This is a genomic window from Sphingomonas sp. BL-S-30, from assembly GCF_055521475.1.
In genome coordinates this window covers 2357876-2382556 of sequence record NZ_CM145481.1, presented here as the reverse complement: position 1 = coordinate 2382556, position 24681 = coordinate 2357876, and the positions used below count along the sequence as shown (strand labels likewise).

Genomic DNA, 24681 nt, shown 5'->3' with positions numbered 1-24681 from the left:
TGGGATTCGCGGTTCGCCTATTGCCCGAGCGAGAGCTTGGCGAACAGCGTATAACTGACCGGCGCGTCGCCATAAGCCGCATCGAGCGCGGCCGGCTTGGCATAGGCCGCCAGCGCCCCGCCCAGCGCTAGCCCGAACGGCCCGGGTAGCGGCAATCGATAGGCATAGCCGCCCTCGAATTTGCTCACCCGGAACATCCGGTCGTGCAGCGGATCGGTGTGATCGGGGAAGAGTTCGTCATTGGCGACATTCTCCGCGCGGCCGAACAGGGTGTGGTGCTTGCCGATGTTCCAGTTGGCCTCGGCCAGCCACGCCGTCGAGGTGCGGCCAGGCAGCGCCTTCTTGGCGGAAAAGGCGACCAGGGTGGACAGCCCGCCCTTGGCATATTGCACGCTCGCCGTGGTGTGCGCTTCGTTGCGGGTGGGTTCGAGCTGTTCGGGGCTCTCGATCCGGCCATGGCTGAGCTGAAGTGCCCATTCGGGCGAGGGCGTCCAGGTTGCACGCACGCTCCAGCTGTCGAGCTTCGGCGACTCGATGTTCCAGCGATACTGGTCCGGCTCGCGCCCGCGAAAGGCCGACGCCTCGAGCTGGAAGCGCGGCGTCGCCACGCCGGCCGTCACCACGCCATAAGTGATGTGCGTGCTGTCGAACCAGTGATGCGTGATCGGCGCGAGCGGCAGATATTGCGCCGACGCCCGGTGCATGAAGGCCGAGGGGCCGAGCGCCGGTTCCGCCACCGGCCCGCCATAGAGGAACAGGCTGGTGCCGGGCGCGACGTCCAGATCGACCCGGCCGGACAGTTCCATGAACAGGTCGTGCGGATGCTGGCGGTCGACGAGATGAGTCACGCCATCGGCGGTCTCTCCCGTCGCGAACAGGTTGGGATAGCCGTTCGCGCCCATCAGCGGCTCGAGGCTGAGCATGGTCTGGAAGCCGAGCCGGACGCCCGGCGCGACCGGGCCGGAGGCGGACAGCATCGCCATGGACTGGACGAACGCCATGTCGTCGCCGCGCGGCCCACTCTGATCGGTATAAGCGCCCCAGGCATAGCCGTGGAGCATCACCATCCAGTCCCCCGCGGGAAGATGCACACCCTGCATCATCCCTTCGTTGAACGGCAGGCGGGAGGTACCGGAACCATAAGCGATGGCGGGCATGGTCATGGCCGGGGCGTCGCCGGGCATGACCATGCCGGGATGGTGGTCGTGAGGGGCCTGGGGCGCGTCGGGCGCGGGTGCCGGCGTGTCCGGCTCGGGCGCCGGGGAGGGTGTCGGTGTCGGCGCCGGCATATGCATGCCATGGTCCATGGTCTGCGCCGATGCCGCCATGGGCACCAGCGCCGCCGCGGCCGTGGCCGCGAGCAACGTGAATCGAATCATCGGTAAAAACTCTCGCTAGGAGGAACATGATCGGGGCGGGCTGCCCCACGGATCATGCTTCCGCGCGCGGAGGCGGTGTGTCGGGCGCGGGCGCCTTGCCGGGATCGAAGGTGGCGGCGCGCGCGATGCAGATTTCGACGGTCCTGAGTTCGGGCCCATCCCAGACGCCGCTTTTCAAGGTCGATGGCGGAATGCAGCCGATACAGGCATGCCCGACCACGGCCTTGTCGTCATGCGCAGGCGCGACCGGCATCGGCGCGTCGTGATGCGACATCGCCATCCGCGGAGCCGGCGCATCATGGCACGACGCCGCGGCCATCGCGGGAAACGCAAGGGCGGCGAGCAGCAGCGACAGGATCAGCCGGGCGAGCATCAGGTCAGCAAAATAGGCCGGCGTAGAAGCATGAGCAACCTCAGACGTTGAAGCGGAACAGCATCACGTCGCCGTCCTGGACGACATAGTCCTTGCCCTCCGACCGCAGCTTGCCCGCGTCGCGCGCGCCGGCTTCTCCCTTGAACGCGACATAATCGTCGAAGGCGATCGTCTCCGCGCGGATGAAGCCGCGTTCGAAATCGGTGTGGATCTCGCCGGCCGCCTGCGGGGCCCTGGCGCCGACATGGACGGTCCAGGCGCGCGCTTCCTTCGGGCCGACGGTGAAGAAAGTGAGCAGGTGGAGCAGCTTGTACCCGGCGGTGATCACGCGGGCGAGGCCGGTCTCTTCCAGGCCCAGTTCCGACAGGAACTCGCCGCGCTCGTCGGGCGCCATGGTCGCGATCTCGGCCTCGATCGCGGCCGAGACGACGACAGCTTCGGCGCCTTCGGCCTTGGCCTTTTCGAACACCTTGGCCGACAGGGCATTGCCGTTGGCGGCATCACCCTCATCGACGTTGCAAACATACAGGACGGGCTTGGACGTCAGCAACTGGGCCTGAGCGAAGACGCGTGCTTCCTCCTCGTCCTTCGGCCTGGTCAGCCGGGCGGGCTTGCCTTCGCGCAGCAGCTCGAGCGCCTGGCCGAGCACCGAGACGGCGATCTTGGCTTCCTTGTCGCCCTGCGCGGCCTTTTTGGCGAAATTGGGCACGCGCTTCTCGAGGCTTTCCAGGTCGGACAGCATCAGCTCGGTCTCGACCGTCTCGGCATCGGCGATCGGATCGACCTTGCCCTCGACATGCGTGACATCGCCATTCTCGAAGCAGCGCAGGACATGGACGATCGCGTCCACCTCACGGATATTGCCGAGGAACTGGTTGCCCAGGCCCTCGCCCTTGGACGCGCCGCGCACCAGGCCGGCGATGTCGACGAAGCCGAGCTGAGTCTCGATGATCTTGGCCGAGCCGGCGATCGCGGCGAGCTGATCGAGCCGCTTGTCGGGCACCGCGACGTTACCGACATTCGGCTCGATCGTGCAGAACGGATAATTGGCCGCCTGCGCCGCCGCCGTCTCCGTCAGCGCGTTGAAGAGGGTGGACTTGCCGACATTCGGCAGGCCCACGATGCCGCATTTGAAACCCATATCGTCCCGCGATGAAAGTGAAGCGCGGCCTTTAAGGCGTGACGCGCCGAAACGCCAGCGACCTGCGTGTCGCGCGGATGCCTTTATCGTTCGCGCCGGTGAGGATCGGGTCGGTCGGTATCGTCTAACGGTACAAGCCAGGCTGAGCGATCATGCCGGGCGCACGGGGCGGGGGGCCGACGATGCGCGTAACTTTGGGGTTGGCCGTGATGGCCATGGGTGTGGCGACGCAACCGGCATGGTCGCAACAACAGGCGGCGCATCGCGCGGGGGCACCGCTTACCCTTCTCGTCGCGGGTCCGATCGTGCCCGGTCAGGGCGTTGCGATCGCGCCGAACGTCAGCCTGCGGGTGACGACGCCGCCGCTGATCGGCCGCGATCCCCTGGTTTACACCGACGGTCGCTTTCAGGAGCGCGTCGACAGCTCGATGATCGATTTCTTTCCCCTGGGCGAGGGGCTGCATCTATCGGCCGGCATGCGGCTGTTTGCGCGCCAGAATGCCGACCGGACCTATCGTGGCCTGGTCTATAGTCCCAGGGGGCGCGGGCTCGGCGGGATCGGCGGGCGCCGCTTCACCCCGGCCGCGACGATCGGCTATATGCGCCCCGTCGGCCCTGGCACGATATTGGGGTTCGAAGCGGGCGCGGTGATGGGCCGGCTGAACTCGGGCATGTCGGGGCGGCTGCGGCAGGCGGACGCGGACGGGAACGGGATGAGCGGACTCAAGCCCGTCACGGGGATCAACCGGATCGCTCACCTTACCTTCGGGTACAGGTTCTAGAAGCCGCGAGGGGCTACCAGCGATAGTTGAAGCTGATGCTGATCCGCTCGTCCTTCGAGGTGCCGGCCGGTACCTCGTGGCGCAGCCAGCTCTCCCATAGCAACACGCTGCCGGGCTCGGGCTCGACATAGACGAAGCTGCGCAGATCCTCCGGCGCGTCGTGGAGGCGAGTCGGGGCGGCCATCATCAGCGGCAGGCGCGGATCCTCCAGCTTGAGCGGCCCGGCACCCGGCGGCACCGCGATATAGGCCGTGCCCGACACGGCGCTGTGCGGATGGATATGGCCGGAATGCGTGCCGCCCGGCTTCAGGACGTTCACCCAGAAGCTGTCGAGTTTCAGCTTGCCGCCGCCCAGATCGAACGCACACTCGGCCGCGAAGGACGCGACATGTTTGTTGAGCCGCTTGACCAGCTCGCCGAAGGTCGGGTCGCGCTGCGGCAGGTCGTTGAGCGAGGCATAGCTGGTATAGCCACGATAACCGTTCGCCTTGGACCAGTGCCGTCCGGCCCGGTCGTCCTCCGCCAGCACGCGGCAGGCATGGTCCAGCTCCGCCACGAAATCGGGGTCGCCCAGCACGCCCTCATACAGCCGCGTCGCGAACAGGCTGCGCACCGTCATTTCGATTCTCCCAGCCGCAGCGCGACATCGCTCATGAAGCGGGCGTCATTGCCCTCGGCGAGCCATTTCGCCTCGGCCGCGACCGCGCCGAGCAGGTCGGCGAGCGAGTCCATCTCCGCCTTGGCGTAATTGCCCAGCACATAGGGGCTGACCTTGTCCTTGTGGCCGGGATGGCCGATGCCGATGCGCACGCGGCGGAATTCATTGCCGATATGCGCCTCGGTCGAGCGCAGGCCGTTATGCCCCGCGGTGCCGCCGCCGATCTTCACCTTGACCTTGAAGGGCGCGAGATCCAGCTCGTCATGGAACACGGTGACGTCGCCGACATCGAGCTTGTAGAAACGCATCGCCTCGCCGATCGAGCGGCCGCTCTCGTTCATGAAGGTCGCGGGCTTCAGCAGCAGGATCTTCTCGGGGCCGATCCGGCCTTCCTGAGTCCAGCCCTGGAACGCCTTTTTCACGGGGCCGAAATCATGCATGTCGGCGATGGTGTCGGCCACCATGAAGCCGACATTGTGCCGCTGCAGCGCATATTGCGCGCCGGGATTTCCAAGGCCGACCCAGAGTTGCATGAAGGTCCTTTACCCAAAGAAAAGGGGCAGGGAAGCCGTTGCTTCCGCTGCCCCCGATCCTGTCCCGCGCCGCTTAGGGCACGGATCGTTCGTTCAGCCTTCCGAGGCTTCGTCGTCGGTCGCGGCTTCGGCAGCAGCTTCCTCGGCTTCGACTTCGGCGACATGCTCGTCATGCGCCGCTTCGGCCAGGGCCTCTTCTTCGGCGACCTGCTCGAGCGTCTCGGACTTGAGCGCCGACGGTGCGATCAGCGTGGCGATGGTGAAATCGCGGTCGTCGATCGCCGACGTGACGCCCTTGGGCAGCTTCACGGTCGAGATGTGGATCGAATCGCCCACATCGGTGCCCTTGAGCGAGATGGTAATCTCGTCGGGGATCTCGGACGCGTCGCAGATCAGCTCGAGCTCGTGGCGAACCACGTTGAGCACGCCACCGCGCTTGATACCGGCCGATTCCTCTTCGTCAACGAACACCACCGGCACGTTCACGTGCACGGTCGCGTGCTCGGAGATGCGCAGGAAGTCGACATGGACCGGGCGATCGGTCACGACGTCGAAGGCGACGTCCTTGGGGAGGGTGCGCACGGCCTTGCCGCCGACGTCCACCATCACCACCGAATTCATGAAATGACCCGTCATGAGAAGACGCATCAGCGCCTTTTCCTCGACATGGATCGAGGCGGGGTCTTGCTTGTTGCCGTAGATCACGGCGGGTACGCGGCCTTCACGACGAAGCGAACGGGAGGCTCCCTTGCCAACCTGTTCACGCGTCTCGGCTGCGAGCGTAAGCTGATCGCTCATTGCAGTCTCCGATATGCTTGGTTCAAATCTCCGGACAGGCCTCCAGGGATGACCCTGACCGGAAGCGGGCGCCTATAGGGGAACAAGGAGTGAGAGGCAATCCCTTCACACCTCTCCCATCGGGAGAGGGAGGGGCCCAAGCGAAGCTTGGGAGGGTGAGGGTGACCGCAGTAGATTGTTACTCACCCTCATCCGGCGCTTCGCGCCACCTTCTCCCGATGGGAGAAGGGTTTTGGGAGAAGGATTTAGTACTTCACCCGCTTTGCGTTGAGCCGGTAGCCGCGGAGCTGCTCGAGCACGCTGTCCTTGCCCGCCAGATGCCCGGCGCCGACCGCGATGAACACCGTGCCTGGCTGCTTCATGCGATTGCTGATCCAGAACGCCCAGCGCTTGTTGCGATCGACCAGCAGCGCCTTCTTCACCTCGGGCGAGGCGTCGAGATCGTCGTTGAGCGTGCGGCCCAGCGCATCGGGGTCGCCTTTTGCCCAGCTGTCGACCATCGTGTTCATCGTCGCATCGAGCTTGGGCATCTCGTCGATGGTGTTGGTCAGGAAAGCGACTTGCGCCGGCATCGACAGGCTGTCGAAGATGTTGAGCTGTTCTTCCGCCGTCTCCAGCCCGGTCACCGGCTTGCCCTGCGCGGCGGCGGCCTTGCTGATCGACTGTTCCGGGCCATTGCTGACGTCATAGCCCTTTTTCAGCAGCGGCAGCAGCGACAGGTTGGTCGCGGCATACCAGGGCTCCATCGAGTCGAACGCGGTCGCGGGCAGGCCGAGATCGGTCAGCGCCTTGGCCAGCGCGGGGCGTTTCGCCTCTGGGAGGCGCTGAGTCAGCGGAATGCCGTCATGCGCGATGCCCTTGGCCATGACCAGCGCCTGCATGGCCGCGGCATCAGGCATGACCAGCTCGAGCACCACTTCCTTCGACGAATCGAACGCCTTCTTCACCCCGTCGTCGAACCAGCTCAGGCCGGGCTTCAGCACATGGATGGTGCCGAACAGATAGATAGTCGTGTCCTTGTCCCTGACCACCCACAGCGCCGGATCGGCATCGCGCGGGGCGACGGGGGCGGTGGGGGCAGGCTGGGCGCAGGCCGGCGCCGCGAACAACAGAGTCAACGGCGCGATCAGCTTGCCGAACATCTTCATAAGGGGGTTCCTGAAAGGGATCTGGCGCGTGCTTATCGGCAATCCGGGCGGCACTCCACCCGCTTAACCCCGATTTCGCGGATGGTGCGTCCGGCGCGCCTCAAAGCGTGACCGCCATAGCCGGGGGCGGTTGACCCTTTTCGGGGCATGCGCCAAAGCGGCGGAAAGAGTTATACTGCATCTGCGAAGGGTTTTCCCGCACCGTGACCGAGCCGCTGAGCTTCCAGCGCATGATCCTCACGCTCCATGACTATTGGAGTGAGCGCGGCTGCCTGATCCTGCAGCCTTACGACATGGAAATGGGGGCAGGGACCTTCCACACCGCAACGACGCTTCGTGCGCTCGGCCCGGACACATGGAATGCCGCCTTCGTCCAGCCCTGCCGCCGGCCGACCGACGGGCGTTACGGCGAGAATCCCAACCGGCTGCAGCATTATTACCAGTATCAGGTAATCCTGAAGCCGAGCCCGCCCGATTTGCAGGAACTCTATCTCGGGTCGCTCGCGGCGATCGGGATAGATTTCACGCGGCATGACATCCGCTTCGTCGAGGACGATTGGGAATCGCCGACGCTCGGCGCCTGGGGACTGGGCTGGGAAGTCTGGTGCGACGGCATGGAGGTGACCCAGTTCACCTATTTCCAGCAGATGGGCGGATTCGACTGCAAGCCGGTCGCCGGCGAGCTGACCTATGGGCTTGAGCGGCTGGCGCTGTACCTCCAGAACAAGGACAGCATCTACGACCTGGCCTATAATGATGCTGGCGTGACTTATGGGGACGTGTTCCTCGAAAACGAGATCGAGCAATCGACCTGGAATTTCGAGGTCGCGAACACCGAGGCGCTGTTCGACCTGTTCCGCAAGGCGACCGCCGAATGCGAGAATTGCCTGGAGGCGAAGCTGCCGATCCCGGCGTACGAGCAGGCGATCAAGGCGAGCCATGTGTTCAACCTGCTCCAGGCGCGGGGCGTGATCTCCGTGGCGGAACGCCAGGCTTATATGGGCCGGGTGCGCGATCTGGCGAAGGGTAGCTGCCAGGCGTGGATGGACAAGAACGGGTGGGCGGCGTGATGCGGCGCGCGACATCTCAGTTCCTCCCCGGAACGGGGAGGGGGACCATGCGTAGCATGGTGGAGGGGCTTGGAGCGCGGGCGGCTGCGTACCGAGTGTCGTCGCGAATTGAGATGGAAGCTCTGGAGCAAGCATATCGCGCTCCAATCCCCTCCACCGCCTTCGGCGGTCCCCCTCCCCGTTCCGGGGAGGAACTATAATGACCGACTTCCTCCTCGAACTCCGCTCGGAAGAAATCCCCGCGCGCATGCAGGACAAGGCGCGCGACGATCTCGCCCGCTTGTTCGCGGCCGAGCTCGGCAAGGCCGGCCTGCGCGCCGACGCGATCGTCACCTTCGTGACGTCGCGCCGCCTGACCCTGATCGCCCGCGACCTCCCGACCGAGACCGAAGCGACCAGCGAAGAACGCAAAGGCCCCCGCGCCGATGCGCCCGCCCAGGCGCTGGAAGGTTTCCTGCGCTCGACCGGCCTGACCCGCGACCAGCTCGAAGAGCGCGACGACGGCAAGGGCAACAAGGTCCTGTTCGCCGTCACGCAAAAGCCCGGCCGCGCCACCGCCGACGTGCTGGCCGAGGCGATCCCGGCGATCGTACGCGCTTTCCCCTGGCCGAAATCGATGCGCTGGGGCCACGCCTCCAGCTCGACCGAGAGCCTGAAATGGGTCCGCCCCCTGCAGGGCATCGTGGCGCTGCTCGGCGACGATGTCGTGCCGTTCGAGATCGCCGGCATCGCCAGCGGCGCCGCGACGGTCGGCCACCGCTTCCACCATCCGGGCGTGATCACCATCGGCAACGCCGGCGACTATGCCGACAAGCTGCGCGCCTGCCACGTCCTGGTCGACCAGGACGAACGCCGCACGATCATCCGTGACGGCGCGAAGGCGCTGGCGGCTGAGGCCGGGCTTGAGCTGATCGAGGACGAGGGTCTCGTTGCCGAGAATGCTGGCCTCACCGAATGGCCGGTGCCGCTGCTCGGCCGTTTCGATCCCGAATACCTGAGCGTCCCGCCCGAGGTGATCCAGCTAACCGCGCGGGTGAACCAGAAATATTTCGTCTGCCGCGGGGCGGACGGGAAGCTCGCCGACGCCTTCATCTGCACTGCCAATATCGACGCGGTCGATGGCGGCGCAAAGATCGTCGAGGGCAATCGCAAGGTGCTCGCCGCGCGGCTGTCGGACGCGAAGTTCTTCTACGAAACCGACCTCAAGGTGCCGCTCGATGAGCAGGCGAAGAAGCTCGAGAAGATCGTGTTTCATGAGAAGCTGGGAACGCTCGCCGACAAGGTCGAGCGCGTCGCGAAGCTGGCAAGGTGGCTGGTCGAAGAGGGGATTGTTAAGCCCCTCCCCTTCAGGGGAGGGGTTGGGGGTGGGGCCTCGCCACAAGCACCTGCGCCTGAGGATATGCCCCACCCCAACCCCTCCCCTGAAGGGGAGGGGCTTAACCTCGCCGACATGGCCGAACGCGCTGCGCGTCTGGCCAAGGCTGATCTCGTCACCGGCATGGTCGGCGAATTCCCCGAGCTTCAGGGCTTGATGGGGGGCTATTATGCGCGGGCGCAGGGTGAGGCGGAGGAGGTCGCTGATGCGGTCCGTGATCACTACAAGCCGGTTGGACAGGGTGATGACGTACCGACCACGCCCGTCACAATCGCGGTATCGCTGGCGGACAAGCTCGATACGTTGTTGGCATTCTTCGGGATTCGCGAGATGCCGTCAGGTTCTCGTGATCCCTTTGCTCTTCGAAGGGCCGCGTTAGCAGTTATCCGCGTTGTCCAGAGCAACCAAATTCGATTGCCTCTTGTGTTTGTAATTCAAAATTCCGTTCAGGGAACAATTGGTAAACGCTTACAAGCGGATGCCCAGGCACGTATGGCCTCAGACTTGGCGGTTCTCGCCAAATTGGCGCCGGGGCAACTTGAAAAGAATTTTGATGCGATCGTCTCGACCTACTCGAAGGATGAGCATCTTCAGTCAGAAATTAGGGTTGCCGTTTCCGCATCATTTCAGCTCATCTCATTCTTCGCCGACCGCCTAAAAGTCCAACAACGCGAAGCCGGCGTCCGCCACGACCTGATCGACGCCGTCTTCGCGCTCGGCGGCGAGGACGACCTCGTCCGCCTGCTCGCCCGCGTCCACGCCCTCCAGGCCTTCGTCACCACCGAGGACGGCGCCAACCTTCTCGCCGGCTACAAGCGCGCGTCCAATATCCTGAAGAAGGAGGGGTACATCCCTCTCCCGGCGGGAGAGGGGTCGTTGGGCTACACCCCCGAACCAGCCGAGGCCGCCCTCATCGCAGCGCTCGACGACGCCGCACCGCGTGCCGCAACAGCCGTCGCGGCCGAGGATTTCGAAGCCGCCATGGCCGCACTCGCTTCGCTCCGCGCCCCGATCGACCGCTTCTTCGACGACGTGACCGTCAACGACCCGGACCCCGCCAAACGCGAAGCGCGCCTCGCGCTTCTCGCGCGGGTCCGCGATGCGGTCCATTCGGTTGCCGACTTCTCCAAAATCGAGGGCTGACGACACGCATCTTCGCCCCCACCGACACCAGATTGCCTCGCCTCCCCAGCGAAAAACCAGGCACACAGAGGACTGAGCAATGACGCAGTACGTTTACCGCTTCGGCGGGGGTGTTTCCGATGGCGGCAAGGGCGACCGTAATCTGCTCGGCGGCAAGGGCGCGAACCTGGCGGAGATGGCCTCGATCGGCCTGCCGGTGCCCCCGGGCTTCACCATCTCGACCGACTTCTGCGCCGTCTATTATGACGAGGGCGGGCAATTCCCCCAAGGGCTGCGCGCTGAAGTCGCCACCGGCATCGGCCATATCGAGGGCGTGACCGGCAAGAAATTCGGCGACGCGGCCGATCCGTTGCTCGTCTCGGTCCGCTCCGGCGCTCGTGCCTCGATGCCGGGCATGATGGATACCGTGCTCAACCTCGGCCTCAACGACGCGACGGTGCAGGGCCTTGCCGAGACCTCGGGCGATGCGCGGTTCGCCTGGGACAGCTATCGCCGCTTCATCCAGATGTATTCCGACGTCGTGCTCGAGCTGGATCACCACAGCTTCGAGGAAGCGCTTGAAATCGCGAAGGAAGACAAGGGCTATTTCCTCGACACCGACATGACCGCCGAGGATCTCCAGGCACTGGTTGTCGAGTACAAGGCGCTGGTCGAAGCGCAGTGGCACAAGCCCTTCCCGCAGGACGTGCATGACCAGCTCTGGGGCGCGGTCGGCGCGGTGTTCGGATCGTGGCAGTCGGAGCGCGCCAAGGTCTATCGCCGCCTCAACGACATTCCCGCTGCCTGGGGCACCGCGGTCAACGTCCAGGCGATGGTGTTCGGCAATATGGGCGAGACCTCGGCCACCGGCGTCGCCTTCACGCGCGATCCGGCCAAGGGCGACCGCGCCTATTATGGCGAATTCCTGATCAACGCGCAGGGCGAGGACGTCGTCGCCGGCATCCGCACCCCGCAATATCTGACCAGGGCCGCCCGCGAGACCGCCGGCGCCAAGCCAGCCTCGATGGAAGAGGCAATGCCCGAGACCTTCACGGAACTCGCCAAGGTATTCGACCTGCTCGAGCTTCACTACCGCGACATGCAGGACATCGAGTTCACGGTGCAGCAGGGCAAGCTGTGGATGCTCCAGACCCGATCGGGCAAGCGCACTGCCAAGGCCGCGCTGAAGATCGCGGTCGACATGGCCGAGGAAGGCCTGATCACGCGCGAGGAAGCCGTCGCCCGGGTCGATCCCGCGGCGCTCGATCAGTTGCTCCACCCGACGCTCGATCCCGCCGCCGTGCGCGACGTCATCGCCAAGGGCCTGCCGGCCAGCCCCGGCGCTGCCTCGGGCGCGGCGGTGTTCGACAGCGACACGGCCGAGAAGCGCTCCAATGCCGGCGACAGCGTCATCCTGATCCGCGTCGAGACCTCGCCCGAGGACATTCACGGCATGCACGCCGCGCGGGGCATCCTGACGGCGCGCGGCGGCATGACCAGCCACGCGGCAGTGGTCGCGCGCGGCATGGGGCGCCCCTGCGTCTCGGGTGCCGGCACGATCGCGATCGACGCCAAGGCGGGGGTCATGCGCGTCGGCGGGCGCGAGGTGAAGGAAGGCGATATCGTCACCATCGACGGCTCGACCGGCGAAGTGATGATGGGTGCCGTGCCCACCGTTCAGCCCGAACTGGCCGGCGATTTCGGCACCCTGATGGTCTGGGCCGACGGCGTGCGCCGCCTGAAGGTCCGCGCCAATGCCGAGACGCCGCTCGACGCGCGGGTCGCGCGCGACTTCGGCGCCGAGGGCATCGGGCTGTGCCGTACCGAGCACATGTTCTTCGACGCCGCGCGCATCACCGCGGTGCGCCAGATGATCCTGGCCGAGGACGAGAAGGGCCGCCGTGTCGCGCTCGACCGGCTGCTGCCCGAGCAGCGCGCCGATTTCATCCAGCTGTTCGAGGTGATGGCGGGCCTGCCCGTCACCATCCGCCTGCTCGATCCGCCGCTGCACGAATTCCTGCCGCATGAAGAAGCCGAGTTTGCCGAGGTCGCCAGCGCGGCCGGTGTCGCGGTCGAAGTGCTCAAGCGTCGCGCGGCGGAGCTGCACGAGTTCAACCCGATGCTCGGCCATCGCGGTTGCCGCCTTGGCGTGACCTATCCCGAGATCTACGAGATGCAGGCCCGCGCCATCTTCGAGGCTGCGGTCGAAGTGGCCGAGAAATCGGGCGCCGCGCCGATCCCCGAGGTGATGATCCCGCTGGTTGCGACGCGCCGCGAACTCGAGCTGATGAAGGCCGTGGTCGACAAGGCCGCGGCGGCGGTGTTCGCCGACAAGGGCAGGACGATCGAGTATCTCGTCGGGACCATGATCGAATTGCCGCGCGCTGCCTTGAAGGCGGGCGAGATCGCGGAGGTTGGCGCCTTCTTCTCCTTCGGCACCAATGACCTGACGCAGACGACCCTCGGTGTCAGCCGTGATGACGCCGCGCGCTTCCTGACGACCTATGTCGAGCGGGGGATCTATCCGAAGGACCCGTTCGTCAGCCTCGATGTCGAGGGCGTCGGCGAACTGATCGAAATGGCGGCGGAGCGGGGCAGGGCGACACGGCCCGACATCAAGCTCGGCATCTGTGGCGAGCATGGCGGGGACCCGGCGAGCATCGCCTTCTGCGAGTCCATCGGGCTCGATTATGTGAGCGCGTCGCCATACCGGGTGCCGATTGCGCGGCTGGCGGCGGCGCAGGCCGCGCTGGCGGCACGGGGCTGAACCTTCCGGTTTCACTCCCGGAAGGGTGGTCAGCGATGCGCGGGGCTCAAGGCACTGCTCGGGGCTGCGGAACGTGGTGCAACGAGTCTTTTGGCCCGCGCACCCACCCCCGCCCCTCCCTTTCGGGACGGGGCGGGGGGGGACGCGTTATTTGAACGCGTCGGAGATCGAGCAGGCCGCGGGGCCGAGAATGACGATGAACAGCACCGGCAGGATGAACAGGATCAGCGGCACGGTCATGATCGCCGGGAGCCGGGCAGCCTTTTCCTCGGCGCGCATCATGCGTTCATTGCGAAACTCGGCGGAGAGCACGCGCAGCGCCGACGCGAGCGGCGTACCGTATTTCTCGGTCTGCACCATGGTGGTGACCACACCTTTCAGTGCGTCGAGCTTGACCCGCATGGCGAGGTTCTCGAACGCCTGGCGGCGCTCCGACAGAAAGCCCAGCTCGATCGCGGTGAGGGTGAATTCGTCGCCCAGTTCGGGATAGGCGCGGCCGAGCTCGCGGGCGACGCGGTTGAACGCGGCGTCCACGGTCAGTCCCGCCTCGGCGCAGATGACGAGCAGATCGAGCGCATCGGGCAGGCCTTTGCGGATTGCCTTGGAACGCTTGTCGATCTTGTTCTTCAGGAAGATGTCCGGCGCCTTGTAGCTCATGATGAAGCTGATCGCGACGATGCCGTAGCGCTTCAACGCGCTATATTCGGCGAACATGTCGGTGCCGTAGACGAGGTAGAGCATCAGCCCGCCGAAGATGATCGGCAGCACGAGGCGTCCGAAGATCACCGCGACGGCATATTCCTTGGATCGGATCCCGGCCTGCATCAGCTTGATCTGCGCGACCTTGACCTGGCTGTCCTGCAGCACCTTCAGGCCGGACAGGATCGACTTGATCCGGTCGGTCGTCTCGTTCTTGGTGACGAGTTTCGCGCGGCGTTTGGTCGAGGCGGTGATGCCGGCCTTGAGCTGCTCGCGGCGGTCGTTCAGCGCCTTGACGCGCTTGGCCATGGGGTCACGCGCGGTGGTGGCGGCATAGATCGCCAGCAGCACCGCGAACGCGGCGACACCGGAAAGCAGCGTCGCCACCCACATCACGTCGACCCCGAGGATCGTTGGTCCAGCCGTTTCGCCCATGGAAGTGCCGCGTCGCCCTTGTTCAGATTTCGAAGTTGATCATCTTGGCCATGATCCCGGCGCCGATGCCCATCCAGATCAGGCCGCCACCGCCCGCGACCATCAGCCGCTGGTCGATGAAGAAATTCTGCATATAGCTGCCGTTGATCATCCAGATCATGCCGAAGACGATGAAGGGCAGGGCGCCGATGATATAGGCCGACGCCTTGGATTCGGACGACATCGCCTTGATCTTCAGCTTCATCTGGCCGCGCATGCGCAGCACATTGGCGAGATTGGCGAGCGTTTCGGCGAGATTGCCGCCGGTTTCGCGCTGGATCGCGATGGTGATGACGAAGAACTGGAATTCGGGCGTGCCGAGCCGGTCAGCGGTTTCCTGCAGCGCGACGTCCATCGTCCGGCCGATCTTCATCTTGTCGGTGATCGACCGGAACTCGACGCCGACCGGGCCTTCGACCTCATGGCCGACCACACCGATGGTCTCGCTGATCGGCAGGCCGGAGCGCAGGCCCCGGACGAGCAGCTCGATTGCGTCAGGGAATTTCGCGTTGAACTTCGCGATGCGGCGTTTGATGAAAAAACTCACCGTGAAATGCGGGAGCCCGCCGCCGAGCATGATGCCGAGAAGCAGCGACAGCAGGATCGGCAGGCCCTGCAGCGCGAGCAGCAGGCCAAAGATCACGGTGATGCCCAATGTGGCCATGCCGTACTGGCCGACCGTCCAGGTCTTGCCCGTCATCGCCAGCCGCTTCTTGAGCAGGGCAGGGCGAGGGAGGAATCGCATCGCCGCCGCGTCCATCCGGGTCGCCCGGCTCGCGGTGATGCGGCGCATCTGCGCTTCGACCAGCGCGTTGGAAGACTCGCTGTGCCGCGCGCGGACGGCCGTCAGGCGACGTTCCCGCGCGCGTTCCGGTGAAGGCCCGGCAAGGGCGAACGCCATCAGCACCAGCACCGTGGCCGCGCCCCCGAACAGCATGATGAACGGCATCAGTTCCATCACGGTATCAAGCGCCCCGTTTCGTTGACGGACGGTTTACGTCCGCGCATTTTTTCGCCCGGCGGCGCGCGCCGGCACCATCCCGAGCAGGCACCGGCCAGCTCATTTCTTCGCCGGACGCTTTGGCATCATCGACTTGAGGTCGGCGAACTTGCCCATCAGCGATCCGCCCCGTTCAAGCGGCTTCTTGCGGGCCTCGTCCTTGCCGGCGGCTTCGCCGACGCCCATCAGCTTCGTCGCCAGCTCGACCATCGGCTGAGTCGTCTTGGATCCCTTGCCTGTCTCGGCGAAGGGTTTGCCCAGCTTGGCCGCCTGCGCGCCCAGCTTCTGGTCGAAGGGGATGACGAAATCGATCTTGCGCTCGATCGAGCCCTCGAAATCCTTGCGGCTGATCTCGAGCTGGCCGTTGACGTGCATCTTGTTGGCGACGACGAACACCTGGGTCTGGGGCGCGTTTGTCTTCAGCCAGGACAGGATCCGGATCGAATCCCGCGCCGCGGCCAGGGTGAGCTCAGTCACCACCACGGCGACCTGCACGTCAGTGATGAGATGCGGATGCTGGACCAGCATGTTGCGCGGCAGATCGACAATCGTGCACTCGAACGCGGCGCGCATCTCCTCCTGAAGCTGGTAGAACGCAGCGCCATCGGTCAGGACCGGGGCGTTGATCGGCGCCTCGGCGGACAGCACCGACAGCGTCTGGCTTGCCTTGACCATCGCGCGCTCGATGAACAGGCCGTCGATGCGGCTCGGGTTCTCGATCGCGTCGGTCAGCCCGCGGCCCGGTTCGAGGTCGAGCGCCAGGGCGCCGGTGCCGAAATGCACGTCGAGATCGAGCAGCGCGGTGGTCCGCGCGCCCTTTTCGCTGAGGATCCAGGCAACCGACGTCGCCAGCGTCGAGGCGCCGACGCCGCCGCGCGCGCCGATAAAGGCGGTGGAGCAATGGGCTCGTTCAGTGCCGGCATCGAGCAGCTTGGGTGCGTTGAGGATGGTCTGCGCGTGCGTGAATGCCTCGCGCAGCATGTCCGGGGTCAGCGGCTTGAGCAGATAGTCCTGGATGCCGCTGACCACGAGATCGCGGTAGAGGCGGACATCATTGACCTGGCCAGCGGCGATCACGACCGTGCCGGGCTCGCACACCTCGGCGAGCCCGTTGATGTCGGCCAGCGGATCGCTCGACTCGGACAGGTCGACGAACAGGATCTGGGGGCTGGCCGAGACCGACAGGGACTGGACTGCGTTGCGCAGCCCGCCCTTGTTCACCTTTTCCGCGACCCAGCCCATTTCGATGGCGACGGGGCGGACAGCCTCTGCCGTGGTTTCGTCGCAGACAAAGGCGACAAAGGGTTCGCGATGGCCGACGCGGCCGCTGTTGAAGGGGGCGTTCATATCATTTGCTCCCGGCATCTTTCAGGCCGCCCGTCCCGGTGGGCGTTGCCTTGCGATAGTTTCCAATGGCGCGGGTGGAGACCGCGGGGTCATTGACCTCGGCGCCGGGCTGGCCACGCACGAGATCGGCCGGATTGGCGACCATCGCCGCCAGGTTCGTGTTGATCGCGCATCCCTGATTGGACGAGGTGTTGCTCTCGAACTCGGGCTGGGAAGGGCGGCTGAAGTCCGGGCATCCGGGCACCGACGCCTTCATGCGGCTGACCACGATCCGCGCCGTGCCGGGGGCGACGGTCGCGCCGGTGACGGGCGCATCGTCCGACAGCAACAAGCCGTAATGCGCGATCTCGGCCGAGACCTCGTCGCGAATGCCACCCCCATAGGGGTTGGGATCGTCGATCGCGACGCGATCGCCGTAACCGAGCCGCAGCGAGGCCATCCAGCCGGCCAGGCGCTTCGCCTCGCCCGGGGCCAGCGTGTTTCCGCTGGTGTTGACGTCGAACACATAGTCGGTCCGGCTGACCACCGGCTGGTGGACCGATTCCAGGGCGCGGTTCGGCGTGCCGCACGCACCCAGAAACAGGGCCGGGGCGAAGGCGGTTGCGAGGAGGATCGTACGCTTGATCATGGGTCTATCCCTCGAGACGCTCAATTGAAGCTGAAACCGGGTGCGGCGCTCGCACCCTTTTTCGACCTTGGACTGGCTTCGGGCAGTGCGGAATTGCCGGCCTGTTCCTCGCGGCGTTGTTGCGGTGCAGGCGCGGGCACCACCGGGACCGGGGCCACCGCGCCGAGCGCGGGCGCGGCGCCGGTGGGCGGGGCCATGCTCGGCTTGGGCCGGGCGCCGCTAGGGGTGGTGCCGGTCAGCTGGCCAAGCAGGATGCGGTCCAGGTCGGTCGGCGCCTTGTAGCCGTCGGTCGGCAGGGCGATCTCGTTCGCATTGACCGGCTTCACCAGATACGGCGTGATGACGATCACCAGCTCGGTCTCGTTGCGCTGGAACGCGTTGGAGCGGAACAGGGCGCCGAGGATCGGGACGTCGCCGACACCCGGCGTCTTGTCGAACGAGTTGTTGTGGTTGTTCTGCAGCAGGCCGCCGATCATGAAGCTCTGGCCCGAACCTAACTCGACCGTGGTCTCCGCGCGGCGGGTGATGAAGCCGGGAACGCGCGTGGTGCCGATCGCGACCGCGTTCGAATAGTCAAGCTGCGACACCTCCGGCCGCACGCGCAGCGAGATCCGCCCGTCGGCCAGCACGGTCGGCGTATAGGCCAGGCTGACGCCATATTGCTTGAATTCAACCGTCGCCGTGCCGAGGCCCTGCGATATCGGGATCGGCACTTCGCCGCCGGCGAGGAAAGTGCCGGTTTCGCCCGACAGCGCGGTGAGGTTCGGATTGGCCAGCGTCGACACCTGGCCGATCGTCTCGCCCAGATCGATCGCGCTCAGCAGGTCGAGCCCGAACAGCTTGCCGGCAAGGCCGAGCGTCGTGCGCTGCGAGCCGTTCAGGAAAGTGAAGGACGTGCCGGTCCCCGGCGTCGTCGGGGTTGGCGGTACGCCAGGGGTGATCGTGCCGGGATCGCGGCCGGAGCCGATGCCGAACAGGAAGCCGCCTGTCGAGTCGAGCGACTTGAGGTTGACGCCGACATTCTTGATGAAGCTGCGGCTGACCTCGGCGAAGCGTACCTGCAGATTGACCTGCAGCGGGGTCGCGGTGCGGAGGCGATTGAACACGCCGATCTTGAGCGTCGCGCCGGGCGTCGAAGCGTCGACCCCGGGGTTGAGCAGCGACGTCACCAGCCGTTCCGCCTGAGCGCTGTCATCGGGCGCGGCGACGGTGCCGGTCAGCACGGCGATCTGTCCGGTGGTGGAGACATGGATATCGGCCTCCGGCATCGCGAGCTTGAGCATGCGATCGATCGAGGTGATGTTCTGGCTGACCCGGACGTTCGCCGAATAGATCACGCCGCCCGCCGCGTTGGTCGCGAACAGGGTCGCCTCGCCGAATTCCTTGCCGAAAAGGTGGATCTGGCGCGGGTTGCTGACATAGACGTCGGCTATGCCCGAGTTGGACACCCACACATCGGCGACGTCGGCCGGCAGGGTGATCAGTTCACCCTGGCCGATCGAGAGCAACACTTCGCGGGTCGGCCGCTGCGAGCCGACCGGCGGCCTGCCCACCCGGGCGGGACGCCCGGCGATCGAGCGCGGCTTGGCCTGGCCGGCCTTGGCGGCGCCCGCGATGGCGGTGGCCGGCAGGCTGGCGACCATGGCCGCCGCCGCCGTCACCGCAACCGAGCGGTGCAAGAGGTTCGTGATACGCATGCTACTTCTTCCCCCCGACCGGAACATCGGTCACCGAATTTCCCCGCGCGACGCGCACCATCGGGCCGACCGGCGCGGCGGCGCCCGGGAAAGCCCCGCTTCCACCTTCGGCCGGTGTTGCGGACGCCTTGCCGGGGACCGTGCTGCGCTGGAAGCGCGACACGTCGGCACCCGTGGCGATCGTCGAACTGCCCGCCTGGGGCTGACTCGCGACCTGCATCAGCATGGCCTTCTCCGCCTTGGGGTCATTGCCCTCGGGCACCGTGACGTCGCCATTGGCGATCGCTTCCTCGAGTTCGCTGGCATTGTCGGCGATCGAGCGCAGCGACAGGGAGAGCGAGCCGAGCGTCTGGGCGACCGCAATCTTCTCCGCGATCTTGGGCGTTGCCTCGATCGTCACGTTCGAGAAGGTGTGAACCACGGTCTTGCCGTCGTCGCCCACCGTATTGTCGGTGCGCTGGTCAGTCGCCAGCACGCGCAGGTTGCGCATCACCGTCTCGGCCACCTTGAGCGGCGGGCCGTCGCCGCCGCCAGGTACCGTCTGGGTCAGCACCAGATCGATCCGGTCACCCGGGAAGACGAAGCCGGCGACGCCGGTCTGCGCCGACACGGGGAAGGTGACGGCGCGCATGCCCGGCCCGAGCGCCGCCGCGAGGAAGCCGCGATCGCCCGGCTTGACGAGCGCGCCCTGCGTGACCGGCTGGCCAGCGGTGATCGCGTTGCGGACGACCGTGCCCTGCAGCGACTGCAGGTTGGTGTCCTTCTTGATGAAATAGGCATTGTCGACCAGCTCCTTGGGCCAGGGCTGGAACTTCAGCGCGGTGGCATCCAGGATCGTCCCGACCGGCAACGCGCGGGTGGCGACGAGCACCTCCGGTCCATCGACCGGCGCGGCGACCGCCGTGGCGGCACCAGCCTGGGGGGCGGCCCCGCCCAGGATCAGGCTGCGCGCCATGAACGCGGTGATCGCAGCGACGATCAGGGCGCCCACCAGGAGAATGATCTTGCGACTATCCATGACTTTTCAAGCCTTTCCGGCGCGGGACGATTGAACCCGCGTTAAGCATTCACAGGAACTGATTAAGAATCGGTTCGCGCAGCGTGAGCAGCGCGGCGACCGCGATCGCCACGCCGTAAGGGATTTCCGGCCGTTCGGTTTTCTTGCGGATCGCGCGCTCGATCATGAGCAGCAGCGTGAGCGCGCCGCCGAGCAGCGACATCACGATCAGCATCCAGACGAGCGTGTCGAACGGGAACCACAGGGCGAGCGCACCGATCATCTTGGTGTCGCCGCCGCCCATCCATCCCATGGCGAACGCGCCGATGAAAAAAGCGAAGACGATCGCCGCGACGCCGACCTGGATCGCGATGTCCGGCCAGATCGCCCAGCCATTGGCCCACCACCACAAGGGCGCGAGCAGCGCGATCGCGAGGTTCTTCCAATTGGCGATCTCGCGGGTGCGCGCATCCTGGATCCCCGCGGAAACAAGGAGCAGCGCAAGCGCGCCGATCAGCAAAGCGTTTGATATTCCCCCAACCATCAGCAATTTACCTAGACGACATGGCTTTCCAAAAAGTAACCAGCGTGAATGGTTTCCCCGCAGCTGTATCGCCGCGCGATTCCGGCCACCGCCCGGATCACGTTCTGGACCGCCCCGGACGGCTGGCGGCTGCGGCGTTTCGACTGGCCCGCCGAAGGGCATCCGCGCGGCAGCATCCTGTTCCAGGGCGGCCGGGGCGACATCTTCGAAAAATATCTCGAGGCGTTCGCGCACTGGCATGGCCAGGGCTGGTCGATCACCGCGTTCGACTGGCGCGGGCAGGGCGGATCCGGGCGGCTGTCACCCGACCAGCATGTCGGGCATATCGAGACCTTCGACACCTTCATCGACGATTTCGCCGCCTTCTGGACTGAATGGTCAGCCGAGGCGGAGGGTCCGCAGGTGCTGATGGGTCACTCGATGGGCGGGCACCTGGTGTTGCGTGCGCTGACCGAGGGTGTCGCGCGGCCCGCCGCGGCGGTGCTGGTCGCGCCAATGCTCGGTCTGCACAGTCCGCTCGGCGCCGGGATGGGCGAGCGGCTCGCCAGGGTTCTGAACCGAGTCGGCAATCCGGCGCGCGCCGCCTGGAAGGTCAATGAGCGTCCGGCGACCACCGCCACGCGCCAGGCGCTGCTGACTCACGACCCCGCCCGTTATGAGGACGAACTATATTGGCAAGCGAGCAAGCCCGAGCTCGTGCTTGGTCCGCCGAGCTGGCGCTGGGTGTTGAAGGCGTTCGAGTCGACCCGGCGCCTGCGCGACGATCCGCGACTCGCGACGATGAGGGTGCCGGTGCTGATGCTCGTCGCCGAGGCGGACAAGCTGGTCAGCGCCAAGGCCGCACTGCAGGTCGCCGAGCGATTGCCCGATGTGCAGGTCGAGCGGTTCGGGCTGGAATCGGCGCACGAAATCCTGCGCGAGGCAGACGGGGTGCGCAATCGCGCGATCAGCACGATCGACCTCTTCCTCGCCGCGCGCGTACAGCGCTGACGCTCGCGGGGACGGAATCGTGAAGCGGTACGATATCGCGATCGTCGGGGCCGGGATCGCCGGGGCGAGCCTTGCAGCGGCGGCGGCGCCCCATGCGTCGGTCCTGCTGATCGAGGGCGAGCATGCGCCGGGCTATCACGCCACCGGCCGCTCGGCTGCCTTCTGGTCGGAAAGCTATGGCGGCCCGGGCGTGCAGCCGCTTACCACTGCCTCGGGCCCAGTGCTGGAGGCGGGCGGTTTCCTGGCGCCGTTGGGGTCGCTCCATATCGGCCGGGCCAGGGACGCGGCGGCGATCGATACCTTTCTCGCCGAGTTCGAGGGGATCGTCGCGCTCGATCGCGTCGACCCGGCGACCCTCGTTCCCGGGTTGCGCGACGACTGGACGCTCGGCGTGATGGAGGCGAGCAGTGCCTATATCGACGTCGCCGCTCTTCATGCCGACTATATCGCCCGTGCCCGCCGCGCCGGTGCGGAGATGATCCTGAACGCACCGCTTCAAACCGCCGGACGCGCTGGCGGGCAGTGGCGGCTCACCACCCCCGCGGGAGACGTCGCCGCGGCGATCCTGGTCAATGCCGCCGGCGCATGGGCGGACGAGCTGGCGCGGATCGCGGGCGCGATGCCGGTCGGGATCCAGCCCTATCGCCGCACCATGACTCAATTGCGGACCCATCCTGCCGCGCCCGCCGGGCTGCCGCATGTTGCCGACATCTCGGGCAATTTCTATTTCAAGCCGGAGGCGGGCGGGCGCCTGTGGCTCAGCCCGCATGACGAGACCCGAGTCGCGCCGTGCGACGTCCAGCCCGAGGAAATCGATGTGGCGATCGCGATCGACCGGTTCGAGCAGGTGGTCGACTGGCGCGTGACCGCGGTCGAGCGGCGCTGGGCCGGCCTCAGGAGTTTCGCACCGGACCGGCTGCCCGTTTACGGGTTCGATCCGCGGCTTCCCGGCTTTTTCTGGTGCGCCGGACAGGGCGGGTTCGGCATCCAGACCGCGCCCGCCGGCGCGATGCTGGCGGCCGCGCTGCTGCTCGGGCGGCCGGCGGACCCGGCGGTCGCTGCGATCGATCCGGCCCGATATGCGCCGGACCGATTCGCCGCACTGGTATAACGGGGCAACCAAGCCTAACCTGCGTCAATCAGCCAGGGAGAGAAGACATGGCGCATAAGTTCGTGATCGAGCAGAACAAGGCCGGCGAGTATGTCGCCAAGTTCAAGTACAACAGCGAAATCATCTTCTGGACCGAGGGCTATTCGAGCAAGGCCGGCGCGAAGAACGCGATCGAGTCGGTGCTGAAGAATGGACCGGGCGCGCCGATCGAAGAGGGTTGAGTCTTTCCTGCCAATCGCGTGCTGCGATCGGCAGCCGATGGATCGACGATGGGACCACCGAAATTCCCTGTTCCGGCCACGGAACAGGGAATTTTTTGTTTTCGGGCCTGTTTTGGGCAGGCTGTCTGCGAAATATAAGTGCAAAAACAGAGTGTTGAAGATCGTTTCCCTGTTTCCGCAGAACAGGGAAATTCCGGCGCGGAACAGGGAATTGGTTGGGCTTGATCAGGGAATTGGCGCGCCGATGTAATCGAAGGGCTGCATTGGAGACGGGAGCATGCGCGGTCATCGCCCATGGATGGCAGATTCAGGCGTTGTGTTGAATCAAGCGGAGCGCTGGCGAATGCGACGCTACTCCTCATCGTCCAGATTTGCGGCGATCGGCCCCGGAACAAGTCCGGGGTGACACCAGGAGGCGCTAGCCTCGCCCCGCCGCCATCGCGGCGTCGCTGGCCAGCTTGTCGGCGCGTTCATTGTCGGGGTGCCCGGCATGGCCCTTCACCCAGAGCCATTCGATGCGGTGCGGCTTGGCGGCGGCCAGCAGCGCCTGCCAGAGGTCGGCATTCTTGACCGGCTGTTTGGCAGCGGTCTTCCAGCCATTCTTCTGCCAGCCTTTGATCCATTTGGTCAGGCCGTCCATGACATAGCGGCTGTCGGTCGAGAGGACGACATGGCACGGGCGCGTGAGCGCGTTCAGGCCCTCGATCGCTGCCCTGAGCTCCATCCGATTGTTGGTGGTCAGCTTTTCGCCGCCCGAAATGTCGCGCTCGCGCGTGCCGGCACGGATCACCGCGCCCCAGCCGCCCGGCCCCGGATTGCCCTTGCACGCGCCGTCGGTGGCGATTTCGACTTTGGTGAGTTCCGTCGTCATGCGAATTGCCCCGCGCCCTGTGTCTCATAGGCCCTGAGGCGGCGGAGATAGGCGAGCGGATCCTTCCGCGTGACCAGCGCATCAGCCGGCGTGTTGAGCCAGTCCCAGGCGCGCGACAAAAGGAAACGGATACAGGCGCCCTTGGCGAGATGGATCAGGGCTGCCCGTTCTTGGGGCGTGAGATCGATCGACTGCGTGTAGCCGTCGATCAGCGCGCGCCCGACCGCCCAATTGGCGTTGCTTCCGGTCGCGTCGAACGACCAGGCAGTGTGCATGACCGCAAGGTCATAGGCGCGGATGTCGGTGCAGGCGAAATAGAAGTCGATCAGCCCGGTCACGGCATCGCCGCGCATCAGGACATTGTCGGGGAACAGGTCCGCATGGATCGCGCCGACCGGAAGGTGGGTGGGCCAGGCGGCGAGAACCGCGTCGAGCGCGAAACCGACATCGTCGTACAGCCCCGGCGCGATGCCATCCAGGTCGCGGCCACAGCGTTCGAATAATGGCCGCCAGGTATCGACGCCCATCGAATTGGTGCGCGTCAGGGGGAAATCGGCCAGTGCCTCGTGCATCCGGCCCATCGCGGTGCCGGCGGCAAAGGCCTGTGGGATGGTGGGATGCGAGACCGAGACGCCGGTCAGGAACTCGATCAGGCAGGCGGGCCGGCCTTCGAGCTGATGGATCACGGTGCCGTCGCGGTCGGGCAGGGCGCGCGGCACCGGCAGGTCGTGTTTCCCGAGATGATCGATCATCGAAAAGAAGAAGGGCAGATCGTCCAGATGCACACGCTTTTCGTAGAGCGTCAGGATGAAGCGGCCGGCGGTCGTATCGACCAGGTAATTGCTGTTCTCCACGCCCTCGGCGATCCCCTTGGCGGAGACGAGTTCGCCATGGTCGAAACGCGACAGGAAGGCGCCCAGCGCCTCCGCTGAAACCTGAGTATATACCGCCATGAA

23 protein-coding genes are annotated in these 24681 nt (G+C 66.0%); 7 read left to right on the top strand and 16 right to left on the bottom strand.

The genetic code is table 11. The features are described 5' to 3' along the window. Positions 1 to 17: 17 nt before the first annotated feature. The 3 genes from ACZ1I5_RS11010 to ychF are packed head-to-tail and all read right to left on the bottom strand — an operon-like array spanning position 18 to position 2893. Positions 18 to 1379: a hypothetical protein gene (locus tag ACZ1I5_RS11010; protein ID WP_465173726.1), complete on the bottom strand. Its 1362-nt coding sequence runs from the start codon at positions 1377 to 1379 to the stop codon at positions 18 to 20. Positions 1380 to 1431: 52 nt separating this feature from the next. Then, the gene (locus tag ACZ1I5_RS11005) at positions 1432 to 1752 is read right to left on the bottom strand and encodes a hypothetical protein (protein ID WP_465173725.1); all 321 of its coding nucleotides are present in this window, start codon (positions 1750 to 1752) and stop codon (positions 1432 to 1434) included. A gap of 40 nt (positions 1753 to 1792) precedes the next feature. Then, the gene (gene ychF / locus ACZ1I5_RS11000) at positions 1793 to 2893 is read right to left on the bottom strand and encodes a redox-regulated ATPase YchF (protein ID WP_465173724.1); all 1101 of its coding nucleotides are present in this window, start codon (positions 2891 to 2893) and stop codon (positions 1793 to 1795) included. Between the two features lie 182 nt (positions 2894 to 3075). Between ychF and ACZ1I5_RS10995 the strand changes: the two genes are divergently transcribed. Further along, complete coding sequence (locus ACZ1I5_RS10995; RefSeq protein WP_465173723.1) at positions 3076 to 3675, top strand: hypothetical protein; 600 nt, start codon at positions 3076 to 3078, stop codon at positions 3673 to 3675. Between the two features lie 13 nt (positions 3676 to 3688). Here the strand turns inward: ACZ1I5_RS10995 and ACZ1I5_RS10990 are convergent, their stop codons facing one another. The 4 genes from ACZ1I5_RS10990 to ACZ1I5_RS10975 all read right to left on the bottom strand — a co-directional run bounded on the left by ACZ1I5_RS10990 (position 3689) and on the right by ACZ1I5_RS10975 (position 6812). Further along, on the bottom strand, positions 3689 to 4294 hold the full coding sequence (locus ACZ1I5_RS10990) for a TIGR02466 family protein (RefSeq protein WP_465173722.1): 606 nt from the start codon (positions 4292 to 4294) through the stop codon (positions 3689 to 3691). Beyond that, a complete protein-coding gene (gene pth, locus ACZ1I5_RS10985; RefSeq protein ID WP_465173721.1) occupies positions 4291 to 4866 on the bottom strand; it encodes an aminoacyl-tRNA hydrolase in 576 nt (191 codons plus the stop codon). The genes ACZ1I5_RS10990 and pth overlap by 4 nt, the downstream gene beginning before the upstream one ends. Before the next feature lie 93 nt (positions 4867 to 4959). Beyond that, the gene (locus ACZ1I5_RS10980) at positions 4960 to 5664 is read right to left on the bottom strand and encodes a 50S ribosomal protein L25/general stress protein Ctc (RefSeq protein ID WP_465173720.1); all 705 of its coding nucleotides are present in this window, start codon (positions 5662 to 5664) and stop codon (positions 4960 to 4962) included. A gap of 245 nt (positions 5665 to 5909) precedes the next feature. Beyond that, positions 5910 to 6812, bottom strand: a complete 903-nt coding sequence (locus ACZ1I5_RS10975; protein ID WP_465173719.1) for a TraB/GumN family protein — start codon at positions 6810 to 6812, stop codon at positions 5910 to 5912. Positions 6813 to 7042: 230 nt separating this feature from the next. Here ACZ1I5_RS10975 and ACZ1I5_RS10970 point away from each other — a divergent pair, with 230 nt between their 5' ends. The 3 genes from ACZ1I5_RS10970 to ppdK all read left to right on the top strand — a co-directional run bounded on the left by ACZ1I5_RS10970 (position 7043) and on the right by ppdK (position 13146). Beyond that, entirely contained in the window at positions 7043 to 7882 is an 840-nt protein-coding gene (locus tag ACZ1I5_RS10970; RefSeq protein WP_465173945.1) for a glycine--tRNA ligase subunit alpha, read from the top strand. A 199-nt stretch (positions 7883 to 8081) separates the two neighbouring features. Continuing rightward, positions 8082 to 10400: a glycine--tRNA ligase subunit beta gene (glyS, locus tag ACZ1I5_RS10965; protein WP_465173718.1), complete on the top strand. Its 2319-nt coding sequence runs from the start codon at positions 8082 to 8084 to the stop codon at positions 10398 to 10400. 79 nt (positions 10401 to 10479) lie between these two features. Next, positions 10480 to 13146 (top strand): pyruvate, phosphate dikinase, encoded by a 2667-nt coding sequence (ppdK, locus tag ACZ1I5_RS10960; RefSeq protein ID WP_465173717.1) that lies wholly within the window; start codon positions 10480 to 10482, stop codon positions 13144 to 13146. A gap of 147 nt (positions 13147 to 13293) precedes the next feature. Here ppdK and ACZ1I5_RS10955 read toward each other — a convergent pair whose 3' ends face one another. The 7 genes from ACZ1I5_RS10955 to ACZ1I5_RS10925 all read right to left on the bottom strand — a co-directional run bounded on the left by ACZ1I5_RS10955 (position 13294) and on the right by ACZ1I5_RS10925 (position 20532). Then, positions 13294 to 14280: a type II secretion system F family protein gene (locus ACZ1I5_RS10955; RefSeq protein WP_465173716.1), complete on the bottom strand. Its 987-nt coding sequence runs from the start codon at positions 14278 to 14280 to the stop codon at positions 13294 to 13296. Between the two features lie 22 nt (positions 14281 to 14302). Then, complete coding sequence (locus ACZ1I5_RS10950) at positions 14303 to 15277, bottom strand: type II secretion system F family protein (protein WP_465173715.1); 975 nt, start codon at positions 15275 to 15277, stop codon at positions 14303 to 14305. A 102-nt stretch (positions 15278 to 15379) separates the two neighbouring features. Next, a complete protein-coding gene (locus tag ACZ1I5_RS10945) occupies positions 15380 to 16666 on the bottom strand; it encodes a pilus assembly protein CpaE (RefSeq protein ID WP_465173714.1) in 1287 nt (428 codons plus the stop codon). A gap of 1 nt (position 16667) precedes the next feature. Further along, entirely contained in the window at positions 16668 to 17294 is a 627-nt protein-coding gene (locus tag ACZ1I5_RS10940; protein WP_465173713.1) for a CpaD family pilus assembly protein, read from the bottom strand. A gap of 20 nt (positions 17295 to 17314) precedes the next feature. After that, complete coding sequence (locus tag ACZ1I5_RS10935) at positions 17315 to 18991, bottom strand: type II and III secretion system protein family protein (protein ID WP_465173712.1); 1677 nt, start codon at positions 18989 to 18991, stop codon at positions 17315 to 17317. A 1-nt stretch (position 18992) separates the two neighbouring features. Further along, a complete protein-coding gene (gene cpaB, locus ACZ1I5_RS10930; protein ID WP_465173711.1) occupies positions 18993 to 20009 on the bottom strand; it encodes a Flp pilus assembly protein CpaB in 1017 nt (338 codons plus the stop codon). A 49-nt stretch (positions 20010 to 20058) separates the two neighbouring features. Then, complete coding sequence (locus ACZ1I5_RS10925; protein WP_465173710.1) at positions 20059 to 20532, bottom strand: A24 family peptidase; 474 nt, start codon at positions 20530 to 20532, stop codon at positions 20059 to 20061. A gap of 48 nt (positions 20533 to 20580) precedes the next feature. On the opposite strand from ACZ1I5_RS10925, the gene ACZ1I5_RS10920 reads away from it, so the two are divergent. The 3 genes from ACZ1I5_RS10920 to ACZ1I5_RS10910 are packed head-to-tail and all read left to right on the top strand — an operon-like array spanning position 20581 to position 22854. After that, positions 20581 to 21522, top strand: a complete 942-nt coding sequence (locus ACZ1I5_RS10920; RefSeq protein WP_465173709.1) for an alpha/beta fold hydrolase — start codon at positions 20581 to 20583, stop codon at positions 21520 to 21522. 19 nt (positions 21523 to 21541) lie between these two features. Continuing rightward, positions 21542 to 22633: an NAD(P)/FAD-dependent oxidoreductase gene (locus tag ACZ1I5_RS10915; RefSeq protein ID WP_465173708.1), complete on the top strand. Its 1092-nt coding sequence runs from the start codon at positions 21542 to 21544 to the stop codon at positions 22631 to 22633. Positions 22634 to 22680: 47 nt separating this feature from the next. Beyond that, positions 22681 to 22854: a YegP family protein gene (locus ACZ1I5_RS10910; RefSeq protein WP_465173707.1), complete on the top strand. Its 174-nt coding sequence runs from the start codon at positions 22681 to 22683 to the stop codon at positions 22852 to 22854. 418 nt (positions 22855 to 23272) lie between these two features. Here ACZ1I5_RS10910 and rnhA read toward each other — a convergent pair whose 3' ends face one another. Together rnhA and thrB are read right to left on the bottom strand one after the other, a co-directional pair. Further along, the gene (gene rnhA / locus ACZ1I5_RS10905) at positions 23273 to 23725 is read right to left on the bottom strand and encodes a ribonuclease HI (protein ID WP_465173706.1); all 453 of its coding nucleotides are present in this window, start codon (positions 23723 to 23725) and stop codon (positions 23273 to 23275) included. After that, positions 23722 to 24678 carry a homoserine kinase gene (thrB, locus tag ACZ1I5_RS10900; RefSeq protein WP_465173705.1) on the bottom strand — a complete coding sequence of 319 codons (957 nt, stop codon included), beginning with the start codon at positions 24676 to 24678 and terminating at the stop codon, positions 23722 to 23724. The genes rnhA and thrB overlap by 4 nt, the downstream gene beginning before the upstream one ends. Positions 24679 to 24681: the final 3 nt, after the last annotated feature.